This is a genomic window from Methylobacillus pratensis (assembly GCF_054072455.1).
Map to the genome: position 1 here is coordinate 378995 of NZ_JBSUSR010000002.1, position 17590 is coordinate 396584.

General features: G+C 59.4%; 17 protein-coding genes and 1 pseudogene. 10 read left to right on the plus strand and 8 right to left on the minus strand.

Translation table 11 applies throughout. The features are described from left to right. Window positions 1-17: 17 nt before the first annotated feature. The 3 genes and pseudogenes from ACW4YW_RS06405 to ACW4YW_RS06415 form a co-directional block, all read right to left on the minus strand. Complete coding sequence (locus ACW4YW_RS06405) at window positions 18-2156, minus strand: EAL domain-containing protein (RefSeq protein ID WP_457136815.1); 2139 nt, start codon at window positions 2154-2156, stop codon at window positions 18-20. Between the two features lie 74 nt (window positions 2157-2230). Next, window positions 2231-3730 (minus strand): annotated as a pseudogene (locus ACW4YW_RS06410) (ABC transporter substrate-binding protein); the annotation flags it as partial. Between the two features lie 217 nt (window positions 3731-3947). Beyond that, window positions 3948-4697 carry a 2OG-Fe dioxygenase family protein gene (locus tag ACW4YW_RS06415; RefSeq protein WP_457136816.1) on the minus strand — a complete coding sequence of 250 codons (750 nt, stop codon included), beginning with the start codon at window positions 4695-4697 and terminating at the stop codon, window positions 3948-3950. Window positions 4698-4848: 151 nt separating this feature from the next. On the opposite strand from ACW4YW_RS06415, the gene ACW4YW_RS06420 reads away from it, so the two are divergent. From ACW4YW_RS06420 to pqqA, 5 genes are all read left to right on the plus strand, one after another. Beyond that, complete coding sequence (locus tag ACW4YW_RS06420; protein ID WP_457136817.1) at window positions 4849-5154, plus strand: ArsR/SmtB family transcription factor; 306 nt, start codon at window positions 4849-4851, stop codon at window positions 5152-5154. 16 nt (window positions 5155-5170) lie between these two features. Next, complete coding sequence (gene aas / locus ACW4YW_RS06425) at window positions 5171-7294, plus strand: bifunctional acyl-ACP--phospholipid O-acyltransferase/long-chain-fatty-acid--ACP ligase (protein WP_457136818.1); 2124 nt, start codon at window positions 5171-5173, stop codon at window positions 7292-7294. Between the two features lie 2 nt (window positions 7295-7296). Further along, on the plus strand, window positions 7297-8505 hold the full coding sequence (gene lplT, locus ACW4YW_RS06430) for a lysophospholipid transporter LplT (protein ID WP_457136819.1): 1209 nt from the start codon (window positions 7297-7299) through the stop codon (window positions 8503-8505). 223 nt (window positions 8506-8728) lie between these two features. After that, complete coding sequence (locus ACW4YW_RS06435; RefSeq protein WP_457136820.1) at window positions 8729-8863, plus strand: entericidin A/B family lipoprotein; 135 nt, start codon at window positions 8729-8731, stop codon at window positions 8861-8863. Between the two features lie 151 nt (window positions 8864-9014). Then, window positions 9015-9086, plus strand: a complete 72-nt coding sequence (pqqA, locus tag ACW4YW_RS06440) for a pyrroloquinoline quinone precursor peptide PqqA (RefSeq protein WP_081774944.1) — start codon at window positions 9015-9017, stop codon at window positions 9084-9086. 78 nt (window positions 9087-9164) lie between these two features. Here the strand turns inward: pqqA and ACW4YW_RS06445 are convergent, their stop codons facing one another. Further along, window positions 9165-10022 carry a LysR family transcriptional regulator gene (locus ACW4YW_RS06445; RefSeq protein WP_457136821.1) on the minus strand — a complete coding sequence of 286 codons (858 nt, stop codon included), beginning with the start codon at window positions 10020-10022 and terminating at the stop codon, window positions 9165-9167. Between the two features lie 124 nt (window positions 10023-10146). On the opposite strand from ACW4YW_RS06445, the gene ACW4YW_RS06450 reads away from it, so the two are divergent. Next, on the plus strand, window positions 10147-10533 hold the full coding sequence (locus tag ACW4YW_RS06450) for a DoxX family protein (RefSeq protein ID WP_457136822.1): 387 nt from the start codon (window positions 10147-10149) through the stop codon (window positions 10531-10533). A gap of 192 nt (window positions 10534-10725) precedes the next feature. Then, window positions 10726-11493, plus strand: coding sequence for a DODA-type extradiol aromatic ring-opening family dioxygenase (locus ACW4YW_RS06455; protein WP_457136823.1), 768 nt, complete (start codon window positions 10726-10728; stop codon window positions 11491-11493). Between the two features lie 56 nt (window positions 11494-11549). On the opposite strand, the gene mltA is transcribed toward ACW4YW_RS06455, so the two are convergent. From mltA to thiS, 4 genes are read right to left on the minus strand one after another with little or no spacing between them, the layout of a single operon-like run. Beyond that, window positions 11550-12809, minus strand: coding sequence for a murein transglycosylase A (gene mltA, locus ACW4YW_RS06460; RefSeq protein WP_457136824.1), 1260 nt, complete (start codon window positions 12807-12809; stop codon window positions 11550-11552). Between the two features lie 3 nt (window positions 12810-12812). Further along, complete coding sequence (gene apaG / locus ACW4YW_RS06465; protein WP_309565886.1) at window positions 12813-13196, minus strand: Co2+/Mg2+ efflux protein ApaG; 384 nt, start codon at window positions 13194-13196, stop codon at window positions 12813-12815. A 24-nt stretch (window positions 13197-13220) separates the two neighbouring features. Beyond that, complete coding sequence (locus ACW4YW_RS06470; protein ID WP_457136825.1) at window positions 13221-14000, minus strand: thiazole synthase; 780 nt, start codon at window positions 13998-14000, stop codon at window positions 13221-13223. Further along, window positions 14001-14207 (minus strand): sulfur carrier protein ThiS, encoded by a 207-nt coding sequence (thiS, locus tag ACW4YW_RS06475; RefSeq protein ID WP_457136826.1) that lies wholly within the window; start codon window positions 14205-14207, stop codon window positions 14001-14003. It lies immediately after the preceding gene. Between the two features lie 313 nt (window positions 14208-14520). Here thiS and ACW4YW_RS06480 point away from each other — a divergent pair, with 313 nt between their 5' ends. The 3 genes from ACW4YW_RS06480 to ACW4YW_RS06490 are packed head-to-tail and all read left to right on the plus strand — an operon-like array spanning window position 14521 to window position 17588. Further along, window positions 14521-16179 carry an O-linked N-acetylglucosamine transferase, SPINDLY family protein gene (locus tag ACW4YW_RS06480; RefSeq protein WP_457136827.1) on the plus strand — a complete coding sequence of 553 codons (1659 nt, stop codon included), beginning with the start codon at window positions 14521-14523 and terminating at the stop codon, window positions 16177-16179. Further along, a complete protein-coding gene (locus ACW4YW_RS06485; protein ID WP_457136828.1) occupies window positions 16176-17336 on the plus strand; it encodes a DegT/DnrJ/EryC1/StrS family aminotransferase in 1161 nt (386 codons plus the stop codon). Before ACW4YW_RS06480 ends, ACW4YW_RS06485 begins: the two co-directional genes overlap by 4 nt. A 27-nt stretch (window positions 17337-17363) precedes the next feature. Further along, the gene (locus ACW4YW_RS06490) at window positions 17364-17588 is read left to right on the plus strand and encodes an acyl carrier protein (RefSeq protein ID WP_457136829.1); all 225 of its coding nucleotides are present in this window, start codon (window positions 17364-17366) and stop codon (window positions 17586-17588) included. Window positions 17589-17590 lie beyond the last annotated feature (2 nt).

Sequence of the window (17590 nt, forward strand, 5' to 3'; positions counted from 1 at the left end):
CAAAAACTAGCCTGATGTCAATTTTTAGCCAGGCCGAACTCGCGCTCAAGCTGGTCGACCGGTTGCGGCTTGCCGAAAAGATAGCCCTGGTATTCCAGGCAGCCGTGCTCCTCGAGGAATAGCTGCTGCTCGCGGCTTTCCACGCCTTCCGCCACCACTTCGATCCCCAGCCCCTGGCCGAGGGCGATGATGGTTTGCACGATGGAGGCGTCGTTGCTATCGATCAGTACATCGCGCACGAATGAACGGTCGATCTTGAGTTGAGACAAAGGCAAGCGCTTGAGGTAGGCCAATGAAGAATAGCCAGTACCAAAATCGTCCATGGAAAAGCCCACCCCCATCGCCTTGAGGGTATTCATCTTGACGATCATGTCCTCGATATTTTCCACCAGGGTGCTTTCCGTGAGCTCCAGCTTGAGGAATTGCGGATTGGCCCCCGTCTCCTTGAGGATGGCAAACACGCGGTCGATAAAGTCATGCTGGTGCAGTTGGCGTGCGCTCACATTGACCGACAAGCCCAAGCTTGCGGTTTCCGGTCGTTCCGCCCATGCCACCAGTTGCAGGCATGCCGTCTTGAGCACCCATTCCCCGACCGGCAGGATCAGGCCGGTTTCCTCGGCGAGCTCGATGAACGCTGCCGGTGATAGCAAGCCCTGTTGCGGGTGCTCCCAGCGTATCAACGCCTCCGCGCCCAGCAGCTTGCCGTGATTGTCCACCTGCGGCTGGTAGTACAAGCGCATTTCATCGCGCCGCAAGGCTTGGCGCAGGTCTTCTTCCATGGCGGCACGCTTGGTGATCAATGCCTGCATTGCCGGGTCGAAGAAGCGGAAAGTATTGCGCCCGGCGGCTTTTGCCTCGTACATGGCGAGGTCGGCCCGCTTCAACAACTCGTCCACGGTGACTTGCTGCTCGGGGCAGAACAGGGCCACCCCGATGCTGCATGATGAATAATGCTCATATCCCGACAATCCGAACGGCTGGCTCAACGCCAGAAGAATCTTGTCGGCGACAAGGCTGGCCTCCTGCGCCGCGTCGCCGCTCTGCTCGCTCAGGTTCTCCAGCACTACCACGAACTCGTCCCCGCCCAGGCGCGCCACGGTATCGGTAATGCGCACGCTGCCGAGCAGGCGTTGCGCCACCTGCTCCAGCAGCATGTCGCCGAAATCGTGGCCGTGGGTGTCGTTGAGCGTCTTGAAATTGTCCAGGTCCAGAAACAGCAGGGCGCCGGAGCGCTTGAGCCGCATGCTGTTGAGCAATGCCTGCTCGAGCCGGTCCAGCAACAGCAGCCGGTTCGGCAGGTTGGTCAGCATATCGTAGAACGCCAGATGCTGGATCCTGCTCTCTGCCGCCTTGCGCTCGGTAATGTCGCGCTCGACCGCAACCCAGTGCGTGAACACCCCGGCGTTGTTCGCTATCGGCAGGATATCCATTTCCAGCCAGATCTCATCGCCGTTCTTCCTGTAATTGATCAGTTCGGTGCGCACGGACTCGCCCTGCTTGAGCAAGGCCTTCACCCGGCGCATTTCATCCATCTGCGTGCTTGGTCCGTCGAGCAGGCCGGGGTCCTTGCCCAGCACCTCCTCGGCCGTATAGCCGGTCAGCCGCTCGAACGCCTTATTGACGAAAATGAGGCGCGGGCTTTGGATGCCTTCCGGATCGGCCTCGGCGATCAGCACGATGTCGTTGAGCCGGGCAATGCTGGTTTCGAGCAGCTTGAGCTGCTCTTCGGAGTGGTGGCGCTCGATCGCGATGCCGACGATATGCGAGCATGCGCTCACCAATTCCATTTCACGCTGTTCGGGCACGCGCACCTCGCGGCCATACACGGCGAATGTGCCCAGCACCTGTTGGTTGCTCGACAAGATCGGCATCGACCAACACGCCCTCAGCCCGTAGCGATTGGCGAGGTCGCGGTAATCCGTCCACAACGGGTCCTGCTGAACGTCCGCCACCACCACAGTGCGGCGCTCGTACGCCGCCGTACCGCAAGAGCCGACCGAAGGCCCGATCTGCAAGCCCTTGAGCTTGTCCAGATAGCGTTTCGGCAAGCGCAGCGCGATGCTTCTGCCGAACGTATTCGGCTGGTCCAGCAACATGATTGAGCACAGCACGTCCGGATATTGCTCCTCCAGCAACGCCACGGTTGCCAGCAGCACGTCGTCGAGGACGGCGCCGGCGGCATGCGCTCCAGGAGGTGCCGCTGCTCGACCTGCAGGCTTTCCTGGCGCTTTTGCTGCTCGATGTTTTCCACTACCTTGATCAGGTTGCGCGGACTGCCGTCCGGGTTCTTGACCAGAGTCGCACTGATGCGCACCCAGATAGGCCGGCCGGATTTCGTCCGGTAGCGCTTTTCCACGACCGAGGAATCGATCTTGCCGTCCAACAGGCGCTGCCGGTTTTTCCGCACCTCCAGGTTATCCTGGCCGTAATCGAGGTTGTGACAGTACAGATCCTTCAACTCCTCTTCGGAATACCCCACGATATCGCAGAAAGCCGGGTTCACCAGCAAGAACCGCCCCTTGATGGAAATCATGGCGATCCCTGCCGAGGCGCTATGAAAAGTCAGCCTGACCTGTTCCTGGCTGGATTCCAGCTCCATCTCGACCAACTGCCGCTGGTGGATTTCCGCATGCAATGCCTCTGTACGCTCCCGCACCTTTCTGCGCATCTGCAGGTTCCAAAGCAATACCAGGCCCGCGATCAAACCCACCAGCAACGCGGCACCCGCGAACCACTTGACCAGATGCGTGGTGTCTTCCTCCTCTTTCAAGAGGAATCCATTGAGGGAATAACCGGGCTCGACCAGGCCGAGATCGACAAACATGCGGGCAATGAATTCCCAGCGCGCACGCGTCATGCGCCCCAGCTCAACCACATCCGGCAGAATAAAGCGCTCCATCTCCCTGGCTTCGTACATCAGCTGTTTCAAGCTGGGGGCCGGTTTCCTGGCGGAGGGCATGTGCACGATCAGCTGCGCGATTTCATGCGGATTGGCCAGCGCATATTTCCAGCCCTTCAGACTCGCGCGCAGAAAGGCCTCCACCCGGTCCGGATGCGCGTTGCGCTCGGACTCGGTGGTAAACAGGGTGTCGCCATAGAAATCGACGCCGAAATCCATCGCCATCAGCATCGAGGTTTCGACGCCTAGCTCCGCCATGCGCAAGGGCTCGACGGTGGCATAAGCGGAGATGGCGTCCACCTTGTCCTCCAGCAAATCCTCCAGCTTGCCGCTTTGAGGCAGGATGGTGATTTCCTGCATGTCAATGCCATGCTTGCGCAGCAACGCCCGGTGCTGGGCGTCCCGCCATTCAGTATTCGCCAGCATGATGCGCTTGCCGACCAAGTCCGCAGGGCTGCGGATATGGCTGGACTTCTTGCTCAACAGTACATGGGGCGGGTGCTGGAAAATCGCGGCGAGGGCCACGATCGGCTTGCCGTGCAGGCGGGCGATGGCGATTTCGGCATCCCCGACCCCGTATTGCGCCGTGCCGGAGACAACGCGCTCGATGGAAGAGTGCGCCATGTCCGCTTCCACGATCTCGACATCGAGGCCTTCCTCACGGTAAAAGCCTTTTGCCTGGGCCGCGTAATAGCCGGCAAACTGGAACTGGTGATACCACTTGAGTTGCAGCCTGACCTTTTCCAAAGGCTCGGCAAAGCCTTGCCCGCTCACGAGCAGGAGGCTCAATAACAAGAAACGCATCACAATATGATGAATTGAACAGTCCATATTCCTTCACTTGCGCCACGGCAGCGCAAACTGCTGCCGTTCAGCGAAATACTCTCAATACTGCACCCATCAGGTTCAACAGGAACACGAACACATCCCTTTCAAGACTTAGAGCCGCCAACGAAACTCAGTGAAACGCTCCTGGCCAGGCACTCTGCAACGGGGAAATACAAAATAGCACGGCAAGGCAGGACGACAACGACAGATAAGAGCGTTGTTAGCTGCTCTTATCAGTAAACGTCACCACCAGGACGTCTCGATATGCCGCCATGGAAGAATCGATTTGCTCGACCGGCGTCACGCCATGCATACATCGCCGGTCGTCCACCAGCGCCCAGTCCAGCGGATTGGTGAGGGTGAAGCTGTCCAGCACGACTTTATCCAGGTTGTGCAGGGTCGTGGTGCCGCTGGAAATATTGACGCGCTTGACCATCATGACCAGCACATAGTCCACGCCGTCGCGATGCACGCCTTCGGGCGCAGGCTGGCCATGCTCCTGCTGGTTGGCCTCTATGCGGAATTGATGCGCTTCGATATGCCAGCGCGCCTGCGGGCGCATGCGGCTGAACAAGTCGCGACTGAGCTGCAGGATACCCTGCATTGTCTGTCCATGGATCAGGTCGGCGGGTATGGGTTCGTAGATGCGCGCAATCCCGCCATTGAGCGAGTTGTACTCCCGGCTCTGGTAATGCGGCTGGTGCGGCTCCAGCATGATAGGGCCTGCGGCTTCGGCGCTCAGCGTGGCAAAGCGGCGGCGGCGGTAGCGCCCGCCATCCGCCATGTATTCGTCCAGGGGCATCCCATCCCAGCTGGCATCGAACGCATACCAGTCCAATAACGCGTCAGGATTGGAAGCCAGCAGCCATTCTTTTATTTGTTGCCCCGGGACAAAGCTGAAACCATCACCCGTGATCTTTTCACAAAGGCTTACCGTATCATTTACCTGCATCAAAAGCTTTTCACTCACTTAACACCGCCAGGGGTTGGTTCTCATTATTCTCAAGCATCCACAGGCATCCCAACATGTCCTGCGAGCTACACCAGCATATTAGCGAATCGCGAACAATCTTTGAAAAAAACTTATTGACAATCATCACTACATAACTAATTATTTAGTTATGAAAACACCCGTCAATATCCCAACCGAATGGCAGGACATTTCCGATCTATTCGTCGCGCTTGGCGATGCGCACCGCCAGCGCATCCTGCTTTCGTTCGAACCCGGCGAGCGCTTGAGCATCAGCCAGATCGTCGGCGCCTCGGACCTGAGCCGGACAGCCATCACCCATCATCTTAAGGTACTGCAGCAAGGAGGCGCATTAAAGAGTGAAAAAGTAGGTAAAGAGGTGCTTTTTTCCATAGACAAAGACTACATGCAGACCGCCCTGCAAAGCGTGCTGCATTACATCCAACAAGAAATCTAACGAAAGAGATTCCCCAATGTTGCTGTCATTGACCAAGACCATCACCCGCCTGCTGTTCCGCATTGAAGTATTCGGGCAGGAATACATCCCATCGCCCGAAAAGCTCCTCATCATCAGCAACCACGATTCCTTTCTCGATGGTTTCCTGCTCGGCCTGTTCCTGCCGATCCGCACCACCTTCGTCGTGCATACCATGGTGCTGGACAACTGGTTCTTCCGCTGGATACTGAGCCATGTCCCCCATTTGGCCGTCGATACCGCCAGCCCGCTGGCGATGAAGAAAGTCATCCGTCTGCTGGAAGCCGGCGAATCGGTGATGATCTTTCCCGAAGGCCGCATCACGCTCACCGGCAGCCTCATGAAGGTCTATGACGGGCCTGCCTTCGTTGCCGCCAAGACTGGCGCCACTATCCTGCCGGTACGCATTCGCGGCGCGGCAAGAAGCTGGTTCAGCCGCCTGGAGCGCGACTTCCCGCGCCAACTGCTGCCCAAGATCACGCTTACCATCCTGCCGCCTACCGCCCTGCCGATGCCTGACGCGCCCAGCGCCAAGCAGAGGCGCCGCCTGGCAGGCGAACAGATGCAAGGCATCATGCAGCACATGATGTTTGCCTCCGAGCCCACCGATACCCTGTACGGCGCGCTTCTCAACGCGATTGATACTTATGGCCGCAAGCGCAAGCTGGTGGAGGATATGCAGCAAGTGGAGGAGGACTATGGCACTGTGCTCAAGAAAAGCCTGGCACTCGGCCGCATTGCCAGCAAGGTCAGCGCCGAAGGGGAGACCATCGGCGTGCTGATGCCGAATGTCACCAACACGGTTTGCCTGATCTTCGGCATGAGCGCTCTTGGCCGCATCCCCGCCATGCTCAACTATACGGCCGGCACCAGCGGCATGCAGAACGCCTGTATTGCAGCCGGGATCAAGACCGTCATCACCTCGCGCAAATTCCTCGAGACCGCCAAGCTGGTCGATGCCGTCACCAAGCTGAGTCATATCGACGTGGTGTACCTGGAAGACATGCGCAGCGAGTTTGGACTTGCGGACAAACTATGGCTGATGGCGTATGCGTTACGCTTTCCCAAGCGCATTGTGCGCGTACGCAACCCGGACGCGCCTGCCGTGGTATTGTTCACGTCAGGCTCCGAAGGCAAGCCCAAGGGCGTGGTGCACAGCCACCGCAGCATCCTCGCCAACATTGCGCAGATCCGCGCCGTGATCGATTTCTCGCACCGCGACAAGTTCATGATGGCATTGCCCTTGTTCCATGCCTTCGGCTTCACCTGCGGCGGCATCATGCCGTTGGTATGCGGCAGCAAGGTGTTCATCTACCCATCGCCGCTGCACTACCGCGTCATCCCGGAAGTGATCTACGACCGCGGCTGTACCGCACTGTTCGGTACCAGCACCTTTCTCGGCAACTATGCCAAGTTCGCGCATCCATATGACTTCTACAAGATGCGTTACGTCGTGGCGGGAGCGGAAAAGCTCAGCAATGAAGTCCGCAAGCTGTGGATGGACAAGTTCGGCATCCGCATCCTTGAAGGCTATGGCGCAACAGAGTGCGCGCCTGTGCTGGCGGTGAACACCCCCATGGCGAACCAGGCCGGCAGCGTCGGCATGCTGCTGCCCAGCCTGGACCATCAACTGGAGCCGGTGCCCGGCATCGACGGCGGCGGCCTGCTCAAGGTCAAGGGGCCCAACGTGATGTTGGGGTACTATTTCTACGACAATCCCGGCAAGTTGCAGCCGCCGCAGGACGGCTGGTACGACACGGGCGACATCGTCGACATGGATGCCCGCGGCTTTGTCACCATCCAGGGACGGGTGAAGCGCTTTGCCAAGGTCGCTGGTGAAATGGTCTCGCTGGAAACCGTGGAGCAAATCGCCCACGCCGCGTCGCCCGACCACCAGCATGCCGCGACTACGCAAAGTGACACACAACGCGGAGAGAATATCATGCTGTATACCACGGATGCCGCGCTGGCCCGCGATGCCCTGGCGCACGCCGCACGCCACACCGGCAACACCGAACTCGCGGTTGCCCGCAGGATCGTGGCCGTCAAGGCGCTGCCGCTGCTCGGCACCGGCAAGACCGACTATGTCACGCTCAAGCAAATGGCTGAAAACGAAAGATAACCATGACAGCTCACAACCCGACCATCCCGCAAACCTCGCTGCTCAGCCGCGGCATGCTGGCCGTCATGCTTGCCCAGTTCCTCTCCGCATTGGCCGACAACGCGCTGCTGTTTGCCGCGATCGCCCTGATCAAGGCCGGCAGCGCCCAGGCATGGCAGGTTCCGCTATTGCAGGAATTCTTCGTGATTGCCTATATCATCCTGGCGCCCTTTGCCGGGCCGTTCGCCGACACATTGCCAAAGGGGCGCGTGATGCTGATAGCCAACAGCATGAAGTTCCTCGGCGCCGCGGCCATGCTCGCGGGGCTCAACCCCTTGCTCGCCTATGGCATGGTCGGCCTCGGCGCGGCCGCCTATTCGCCCGCCAAGTACGGCATCCTGAGCGAACTGGTGGCAGTGGAAAAACTAGTCAAGGCCAACAGCCTCATGGAAGGTTCCACCATTGTCGCCATCCTGCTGGGCGCAGTGGTAGGCGGCTGGCTCGCGGACTACTGGCTGGCCGGCGCGTTGTATGCCATCGCAACGGCCTATCTGCTTGCCGCCGCCATCAACCTGCTGATCCCCCGGCTGCCGCCCTCCCACGTCCTCACCAACTTCGCACCGCTCGCCATGTGTCGGGACTTTCTCCATGCGACCCGCACCTTGATGCAGGACCGGGATGCAAAGTTTTCCATCGTCGGCACCAGCATTTTCTGGGGGGCAGGCAGCACCTTGCGCTTCCTGCTGGTAGCCTGGGTACCGGTCGCGTTGAACATCCACGACCTGAGCACGCCGGCCAACCTCAGCGGCGCCGTCGCCATCGGCATTGCGCTAGGCGCAATCGCCGCTGCGCGCTGGGTGGACTTGCGCACGGTCAACCGCGCCCTGCCCGCGGGCGTCCTGATCGGGTTGGCAATCATAGCGTTTGCCTACAGCGGCAACATCGCCACCGCGATTGCATGGCTGCTGCTGATCGGCTTTCTCGGCGGTTTCTACGCCGTGCCGCTCAATGCATTGCTGCAGGAAAGAGGCCACGAATCCGTGGGCTCCGGCCACGCCATCGCAATCCAGAACCTGTTCGAGAATATCAGCATGCTCTTGATGATGGGACTCTACATCCTGCTCAGCAAGCAGCAACTGCCTGTCGTCCCGATTACGGTGACCATAGGCGGGCTGGTGTTCCTTGCGATCGGCTGGCTCGCCTGGTCACGCATCCACCAAGAAGCCAGGTAGGAATTATCCTACACATCATTCAGCCGACATCTGAATTTGCTGCTGAGCTAAAGCCACTATATTGCTGACAGTGGCTAACAAAACTCAGCGCAGCGTTCCTGGCCAGGCGCTCCGCCGCCGGTAGCACAGCAAGTACGGCTAGGCAGAGCAACGACGCCAGGAGGGTTTTGTTAGCCACTCTGACACCGATCTTGCACCCGATCATTTTGCGAAGGAGAGTTCCATGAAGAAACTGACTGCGTTCCTGATGTTATGTGGATTTATTGTCCTGACTGGCTGTAACACCATGAAGGGCGCTGGCCAGGATATCCAGCGCGGCGGCGAAAAGCTGGAAGACGCGGCAGACCGTCATAAATAAGCTCAAGCCCATGCAGGCTCATGAAAATCATGAGCTGGTTTTAATGGCTGGTACGCATGTCAAACCTGTTCGAGGGGCGTAGAGTTTGATCCACGTTCTGCAGTTTGCAAAACGGTTACAACCCCGAAATCATCAACTAAGGAGGTTTATCATGTGGACCAAGCCAGAAGTGACCGAAATGCGTTTCGGCTTTGAAGTGACAATGTACGTTTGCAATCGTTAATCGATTGTCCAGGTGCATCAAGTGAATGGGAGCTTACGCTCCCATTTGTTTTTCCGGCGATTGCAACGCCAACTATGACTACTCCGTCTTGAACCAATCCTGCAAGAAATCAGCAAAAGTACGTACCATGAGCGAGGCTTGCCTATGCTGCGGATACAGCGCATAGACGGCACCAATGTCGGCGGTATACTCCTGCAGGATCTGCACTAACTCGCCCTTCCCGAGCGCCTCCCGCACATAGAACTCCGGCAGGCCGACAATGCCCAGCCCGGCAATCGCCGCTTCGCACATCACCTCTCCGTGGTTGGAGCGCAATACCGGATGCACCTGCAGCTTGAGCGGTTCGCCCCCATCGGTGAACAACCACTCCCCGGCTCTTGCCGTGATGCAGCGGTGCCGACCCAGCTGCGTCGGCGATTGCGGCGCTCCATATTGCGCCAGGTAGCCCGGGCTGCAGCAATAGACCAAGGCCGAATCCGTCAGCTTGCGCGCGACCAGGCCTTCGTCCGGCTGCTTGGTAATGCGGATCGCCATGTCGTAACCCTCGCCGACCAAGTCCACCAGGCGGTTATCCACATCCAGCGCCACTTCCAGGTTGGGATGCAGTTGCATGAACTGGTTGAGCGCGGGCGAGAGCACCATGCTGGCGAAGGACACCGGGGCAGAAAGGCGCAGCAGGCCGCGCAGCTCCCCTGTACTGCTGGATATTGCCTGCTCGGCTTCATCTACCGCTTGCAGGATCTCCCGACACCGCGCGAAAAATATCCGGCCCAGCTCGGTCGGCGACAGCTTTCGTGTCGTGCGTTGCAGCAGGCGCGCACCCAAGCGCTCCTCTAGCTCCATCACGCGCCGGCTGACCAGTTGCTTGCTGATGCCCAGATGCCTGGCGGCCGCAGTGAAATTCCCGCTCTTCACCACTTCAGCATAAATGCGCATTTGTTCCAGTTGGCTCATATTGTCAACTATATATAGACAGTCTTACTACTATAAACCGGATTATCAATACCTAGTTCACAAAATACAATGCATTCATTCTTCACATCAACGAAAAGGAAACATCATGAATGCCGCAAATATCACCGCATTGCTCGGCCGCGCGCTGCTAGCCGCAATTTTCATCATCAGCGGATTCGGCAAGCTGGCCGACCCAACCGGCACCATCGCCTTCATCGGCAGCACGGGCGCGCCCTTGCCCGAACTGGGTTATGCCATCGCGTTGCTGGTCGAACTGGGGTTGGCTGCCGCCTTGCTGGTCGGTTATCGCGCACGCATCTCGGCATTGTTGATCGCCTTGTTCACGCTGGCCACTGCGTTCATGTTCCACTTCGACTTGAATAACCAGGTCCAAACCATCATGTTCCTCAAGAACCTGGCGATTGCGGGCGGCCTGCTGCAGATCGCCGTCCATGGCGCAGGCGGCCTGAGCCTGGATGCGTATCGCCGTTAACAGCGGCCAACAAACACTCCTGGCGTTCTTGCCCTGCCTGACCGTACTACTTGAACTGTCGGCGGCAGAACGCCTAACCGATCGCCGCGCTGAGTTTTATGACTGCTTTCAATATATCTGCAGAACTCGAGAACATTCATCATGCTTCGGCATGACGGATGCAATGGATACAAGCAAAAACAGGAGCACTCCATGAGCACATTGTTCATTTCGCATGGCGCCCCCAGCCTGGTGCTTGAGCCTGGCAAAACTGGTGAAATGCTCGCAGAGCTGGGCAAATCATTGCCTCGCCCGGATGCCATCGTGGCGGTTTCGGCGCACTGGGATACCCAGCAGCCCCGTATCAGTGCGGCAGCGCGTCCGGAGACCATTCATGATTTCGGCGGGTTTCCGCGCGCCATGTACGAGATGCAATATCCGGCGCCCGGCGCCCCGGAACTGGCCCGTGCGATCGCGGAAGGACTTTCGGCCCAAGGCATCGCAGTGCAAATAGACACGGTACGCGGGCTTGATCATGGCGCCTGGGTGCCGCTGATGCTGATGTATCCGGAGGCGGACATCCCCGTCGCCCAGCTCTCGATACAAAGCCATGCCGGGCCGCGCGCGCATTACCGGCTGGGCCAGGCATTGGCAGGATTGCAGGCACAGAACATCATGCTGCTATGTTCGGGCGCCATTACCCACAACCTGCATGATTTCTTCAGCGCAGACCGCGATGCGCATGTCCTCGACTATGTTCCCGCTTTCAGCGGCTGGATGGCGGAAAGGATTGCCGCGGGCGACACCGAGGCGCTGCTGGACTACCGCCGGCAAGCGCCCGGAGGCGTACGCGCCCATCCGCATGAAGACCATCTCATGCCGCTATTTGTCGCCTTAGGCGCCGCCAGCGGGAAAGCCATCCGGTATCAACCCGAAAATACGTTCGGCATCCTGGCGATGGATGCCTATGTCTGGGATTAAGAACGGCTAGCACACACCACCGTAAACAACAGCACGTAGCTATTGGGAGATGACCGCTACTTTGCGACCGGCAGCGGGAAATTTTTCGGCAGGAGCACCCACATGCGGCCCTCTTGCTTCATGGCGCCGGCCTGCTGACCGGCTGCGTCGCCCGCTCCCCAGAAGAAATCGGCGCGCACCCCGCCCTTGATCGCCCCGCCAGTATCCTGCGCCAGCACCAGGCGGTTGAGCGGCGCGCTGCTGTTGGGGTATGTGGTGGCGAGGAATACCGGCGCACCCAATGGAATGAACTTGGGATCCACCGCGATTACCCGCTCCGCGAGGATAGGCACGCCCAGCGCCCCGAGCGGCCCTGGCAGGTTGGGAGGCAGCTCGCGGAAGAAGACGTAGCTGGGATTGGTGTTCAACAATTCCTGCAGTTTGGCGGGATTCTGGCGTCCCCATTGCTTGATGCCCTGCATGGAGGCCTTGTCCAGCGTCAACTCCCCGCGCTCGACCAAGGTGCGGCCGATCGACTGGTAGCTCATGCCGTTCTGGTCCGCATAGCCGACATGCACCGCCTCGCCATTGTCAAGCTGGACCAGCCCCGAGCCTTGCACTTGCAGGAAGAACAGTTCCACGGGATCGTTGACCCAAAGCAATTCACGGCCCGCCACCGGCGCCATGCCATTCTCGATTTCGGCGCGCGTGAAGTAGGGCACCAGTTTGTTGCCGACGACACGTCCGCGCACGCGCTTGTTGGCAAGTTCGGGGAACAGGCTCGCCAATTCGACGGTAATGAGGTCGTCAGGACGGCCGTACAATGGGTAGCGGTACTGGGCCGTCTTGACCCGGCTGCCCTTGAGCAAGGGCTCGTAATAGCCCGTCACCAGGCCGGTATCGCCGCCGTCCTGGGTGGCGGCCTGGTAGACGTTGAAATACTGCTGGAAGTAGGCCAACACCTGCGAATCGGCGGGGCGCTGCGGCAAATGCGCCGCGGCCTCGCATGCGGCCTGCCACGGCTGGCGGTTCTTCAGGGTGCTGCAACCCAGCAGCCAGGCGGGCCAGGCCGCGCCCAACTGCGCCTGGTCAAATCCGGCGAGATCCTGCCAATGGGCCGGCTTGAGCAAGCCGTAATCAGGAATCTTGCTCGCCGCGGGCGCTTGAGTGGCGGGAGGCTGCTTGGGCTGTTCCGGAACAGGGATGGAAGGGGCGGGCAACTCCGGGCACTGGCAGGGCTGCTCGACCTTGACATGGCGATGGCCGCCGCACGCCGCCAACAGCAAAGCCAATAACAACCACGACTGCTTGCGCAGGCTGTAAAAAAGCATGTCCATGGATCAGTGCAGCACGCGCGGCATGTTGAGCTTGAAAGGCGCGATCTCGCTATCGAATTGCGTGCCGTCTTCTGCCGTGATGTGGTAGAAGCCGCGCATCTCGCCCACGGGCGTGTTCAGCATGGTGCCGCTGGTATATTGAAAGCGCTCGCCAGGCTGGAGCAGGGGTTGCTGGCCGATCACGCCCAGGCCGCGCACCTCCTGCGTCTTGCCGGCGGCATCGGTGATGATCCAGTGGCGGCTGATCAATTGCGCCGCCACGTTGCCGGTATTCTCGATATGGACCGTATAGGTGAACACGTAGCGGTTTTGCTCCACGTCGGACTGGTCAGGCACAAACGCTGTCTCCACCTTCACTGAAAATGCATAGCGCTTGTCCTTGGTCATCTGTCTTCCTTGTCCTGGCCCGACTTATCCAATCAGGCCGGTGGTTGGCGAGCTGGGCGAGGCGGAATAAAGCTTGCGCGGCATGCGGCCTGCCAGGAAAGCCTCGCGGCCCGCCTCTATCGCCTTCTTCATTGCGCCCGCCATCAGCACCGGGTCTTTCGCCGCGGCAATCGCGGTGTTCATGAGCACGCCCTGGCAGCCCAGCTCCATCGCGATCGCGGCATCGGAGGCCGTACCCACCCCGGCATCGACCAGCACCGGGATCTTGGCGTTCTCGATGATGATCTGCAGGTTCCACGGGTTCAATATGCCCATGCCGGAACCGATCAAGGACGCCAGCGGCATCACCGCGGCACAGCCCATGTCTTCGAGCTGCTTGGCGATGATGGGGTCGTCCGAACAGTAGACCATGACGTCGAAACCGTCCTTGATCAGCGTTTCCGCCGCCTTGATGGTTTCCAGCATGTTCGGATACAGGGTATTGGGGTCGCCCAGCACTTCGAGCTTGACCAGCTTGTGGCCGTCGAGCAGCTCGCGCGCGAGGCGCAAGGTACGTACGGCATCATCCGCGCTGTAACAGCCCGCAGTGTTCGGCAGGTAGGTGAATTCTTCCGGCGGCAGGTATTCAAGCAATGAAGGCTCGCCCACATTCTGGCCGATATTGGTGCGGCGGATCGCCACCGTGATGATTTCGGCGCCGCTGGCATCGATGGCCGCCCTGGTCTGCTCGAAATCCTTGTATTTGCCCGTACCCACCAACAGGCGCGAGCTGTAGCTCTTGCCCGCAATATTCAATGTATCCATTCAACCGCCTCCTACCGCGCCCACGATTTCAAGTTTGTCGTCACTGTTGAGCACCGCATCGGCAAAACTGCCGCGCGGCACGATCTCACCGTTGCGCTCGATGGCAAGGCGCTTTCCGGTGAGTCCCAGCTTTTCTACCAGCTCTCCCACCGTCAAGTGCTCAGCATCGAACTGTCGTGGATTTCCGTTGATGGTCAGATGAATCAATTGATACTACCCTAATGAAATTATCCAAAGTGAAATGAACGGTTTAGAGACAGGCAGGCAGTGCTGCCGATAGAGCGACATTTTACGTAGGTTCATGGACAATTAGCAAACCAGGGGGCGGATGATATACGAAACACCTGAACAACAAGCCATTTACCTTGCTGCTCTCAACATTGCAGCCGAATAACCGATAGTAAGATAGGAACATGGGCAAATGCCCGCAACCGCCCTGCTTGACTGGACATGCCGTGCCATATAGGCTTCGGCAGATTATACAGGGTGAACACTACGAGAATAAGACAAGGCAGAGAAATTGTCATATCAGCCATCCGCACATTCACAGGCATTGTTCAAGGCCGGCCTAGCTGCCGAGGCTGAGCACAACTACCTGGAAGCCCTGTCGAAATACACCGCCTCGCTCGAGGCCGGAAGCGGACAACTCAAGACCTGGCTCAAGATCGGCAACCTGTTCCTGCGCACCATGAAATACCAGCAGGCCGCGGAAACCATGGAATTCGTGCTGGGCATGGACCCGCAGAATATCGAAGCCGTCTACGGGCTCGCGATTGCTTATTTCTACCTGGGCCGCCACGAGGAAGCCCGCGCCTTCATCGACCATGCGGCGGAAATGCAGCCGGACAACAACACCTATGCGCTGGATCGCGCCAATATCCACTCACTCGCCAAGCCCGACCCGGCCCGCAAACGCCAGCTCTATGAAGAATGGGGTCGGCGCTTTGCCGATCCGCTGGGCAAGAACCCCGCCGCTTTCAGCCATGATCGTTCCCCCGATCGTGTGTTGCGTATCGGTTATGTCTCCGGCGACTTGCGCGACCACGCGGTGGCTTATTTCATGGAGCCGGTGTTCGCCCACCACGATCCAGAGCAGGTAGAGGTTTTCGTCTATTCCACCAGCAACCAACCAGATGCCGTCACGGACAGGCTGAAAAAGCTGGTGCCGCACTGGCATGATGTCTCCAGGCTCAACGACCAAGCGCTCCATGCCCTGCTCCGCAAACACAAGATCGATATCCTGGTCGACCTGTCGGGCCATACCCAGGGCCACCGCCTATTCGTCTTTGCCCGCCGCGCGGCCCCGGTGCAGGTCACATGGCTGGGTTACGTCGGCGGCACACTGGGCATGCAGGACATGGACTACCGCCTCACCGACTGGGGCATGGACCCGGCAGGCAACGAACAGTTTTACGTGGAAAAGCTGTTCCGCCTGAACTGCATGGCCAGCTATATCCCGCCGGCCGACGCACCGCTGGAGGCGGCACCGCCCATGCTGCAAGGCAACCCGCCCACGCTGGCCTCGCTCAACAGCTCGCGCAAACTCACCGATGCCGCCCTGCTGGTGTGGAAACGCATTCTCGAAGCCCGTGCCGATGCGCAGTTGCTCATCCACGTGCAAGAGCAAAGCGTGGAAGATGCCGTCAACACCATAGAACCCAGGCTGATCAGGCTAGGACTGCCGCTGGAGCGCATCATCGTCTCGCCCATGGTGCCCATGGCCGAATTCATGACGCGTGGCCAGATTGTGGATGTCGCGCTCGACAGCTTCCCGGTATCCGGGGGCACCACCACCTTGCATACCTTGTGGATGGGCTTGCCTGTCGTCGCCATGGATGCCACCGATGCGGTGTCCGCCTCCACTGCCGCCACGCTGAAAGGGTTGGGGCTACACGAATGGGTTGCGAGCGATGAGGAAGAATATATTGCCAAAGTGCTGCACTTGCTCGACCACCCTGAATTATTGGCCAAGCAACGCGCCCGGGCGCGCCAATTGATGCAGGCATCCGCACTCATGGACTATGCCGGCCGCTGCCGCGAGCTGGAGACCGCGTATCGCCAGCTCTGGCTCAATTATCTGCTCGAACGCCCCAAGTTTCTCAGGGTGGGCACCCCGTATTCGGAAGACCTTCATCAACTACGTGACGTCTATGACCAAAGGCAAGGGCAACCCATATGAGCCAGCATGCCGCCATCCCGCTATTGACCCCGCTATTGCCTGACCGGGATGCGCTAGCCCCATACCTGGCCAAGCTGGACCAGAACCGACACTACTCCAATTTTGGCCCGCTCAACAACGCGCTGGAAGCCCGGCTAGCCGGCATATTCGAAGAACACAGCGCCTATCCGCTGCATGTCACTACCACCAGCAGTGCCACGCTCGGGCTGGAGCTGGCGCTTAGCAGCCTAGACCTGCCGGCTGGCAGCAAGGTCATTGTGCCGGCGCTGACTTTCGTCGCCTCGCTAACCGCCATCATCCGTGCAGGATATATTCCCGTCATCGCGGACATCGATGCGCAAAGCTGGCTGCTGACGCCAGAAATCGCCACAGAAGCCGCCATACAGACCGGCGCGCGAGCCGTACTGGCCGTCGCGGCATTCGGCCAACCCCAGGATACCAAGCACTGGAGCGACTTCCAGCGAAAATCCGGCATCCATGTCGTAATCGACGCCGCAGGCGCGTTCGGCAGCCAGTGGGTGGAAGCGCCAGATATTCCGGTCATCTACAGCATGCATGCCACCAAATCGCTCGCGGCAGGCGAGGGCGGGCTGGTCATCAGCGGCAACAGCGTCACCAACGCCCATATCCGCCAGCTCAGCAATTTCGGCATCAACCTTGACTCGAACGCCGGCTTCCCTGTCGGACACCTCTCGTTTGTAGGTAGCAACGCCAAGCTGTCCGAATACCATGCCGCCGTCGCCCATGCCAGCCTGGACCAATGGGATACGCAAGCACTGCTCAGGCAGGATATTTACCGCGCTTATCGCCAGGCATTGGAAAATGCCTGCGGCGACCAGCTGCAATGGCAGGCAGGCATCCCGTTGGCGGCGCCGACGATTTTCTGCCTGCGCATGGCGGCGGAAGCGCGCGACCGGCTGGAAAAAATCTGCCAGCAACGGCAAATCGCCACCCGGCGTTGGTACCAGCCGCTCCTGCACCAGCATGCCGCGAAAGTGGCTCCCATCATCAAGCAGCCGACTCCGGTGGCGGAAGCCGTGGCGTCAGGCCTGATCGGCTTGCCGTTTTCACCGTTCCTGAGCGGTGAAGACATTGCCCGCGTCACCGAGGCGGCCAGCCTGGCCACAGCTAGCTTAACTTTAACTCATCAAGCTTAGAGCTCATCAACCCTAGTGAGAACGATCATGGACAACATCGAAACCTTCATTGAGAAATTCATTACCGCCGTCGACTTCCAGGAAGCCGTCGAAATCAAGCCCGAGACCAGGCTTGCAGACTTGCCGGAATGGGATTCGCTCGCCGCGCTGGGCGTGATCGTCATGTTCGACATGGAATACGGCAAGACCATCACCGGCGAACATCTGAAACAAGCCTCTACCGTGCAAGACCTTTACCAACTGCTCGCCTGAGA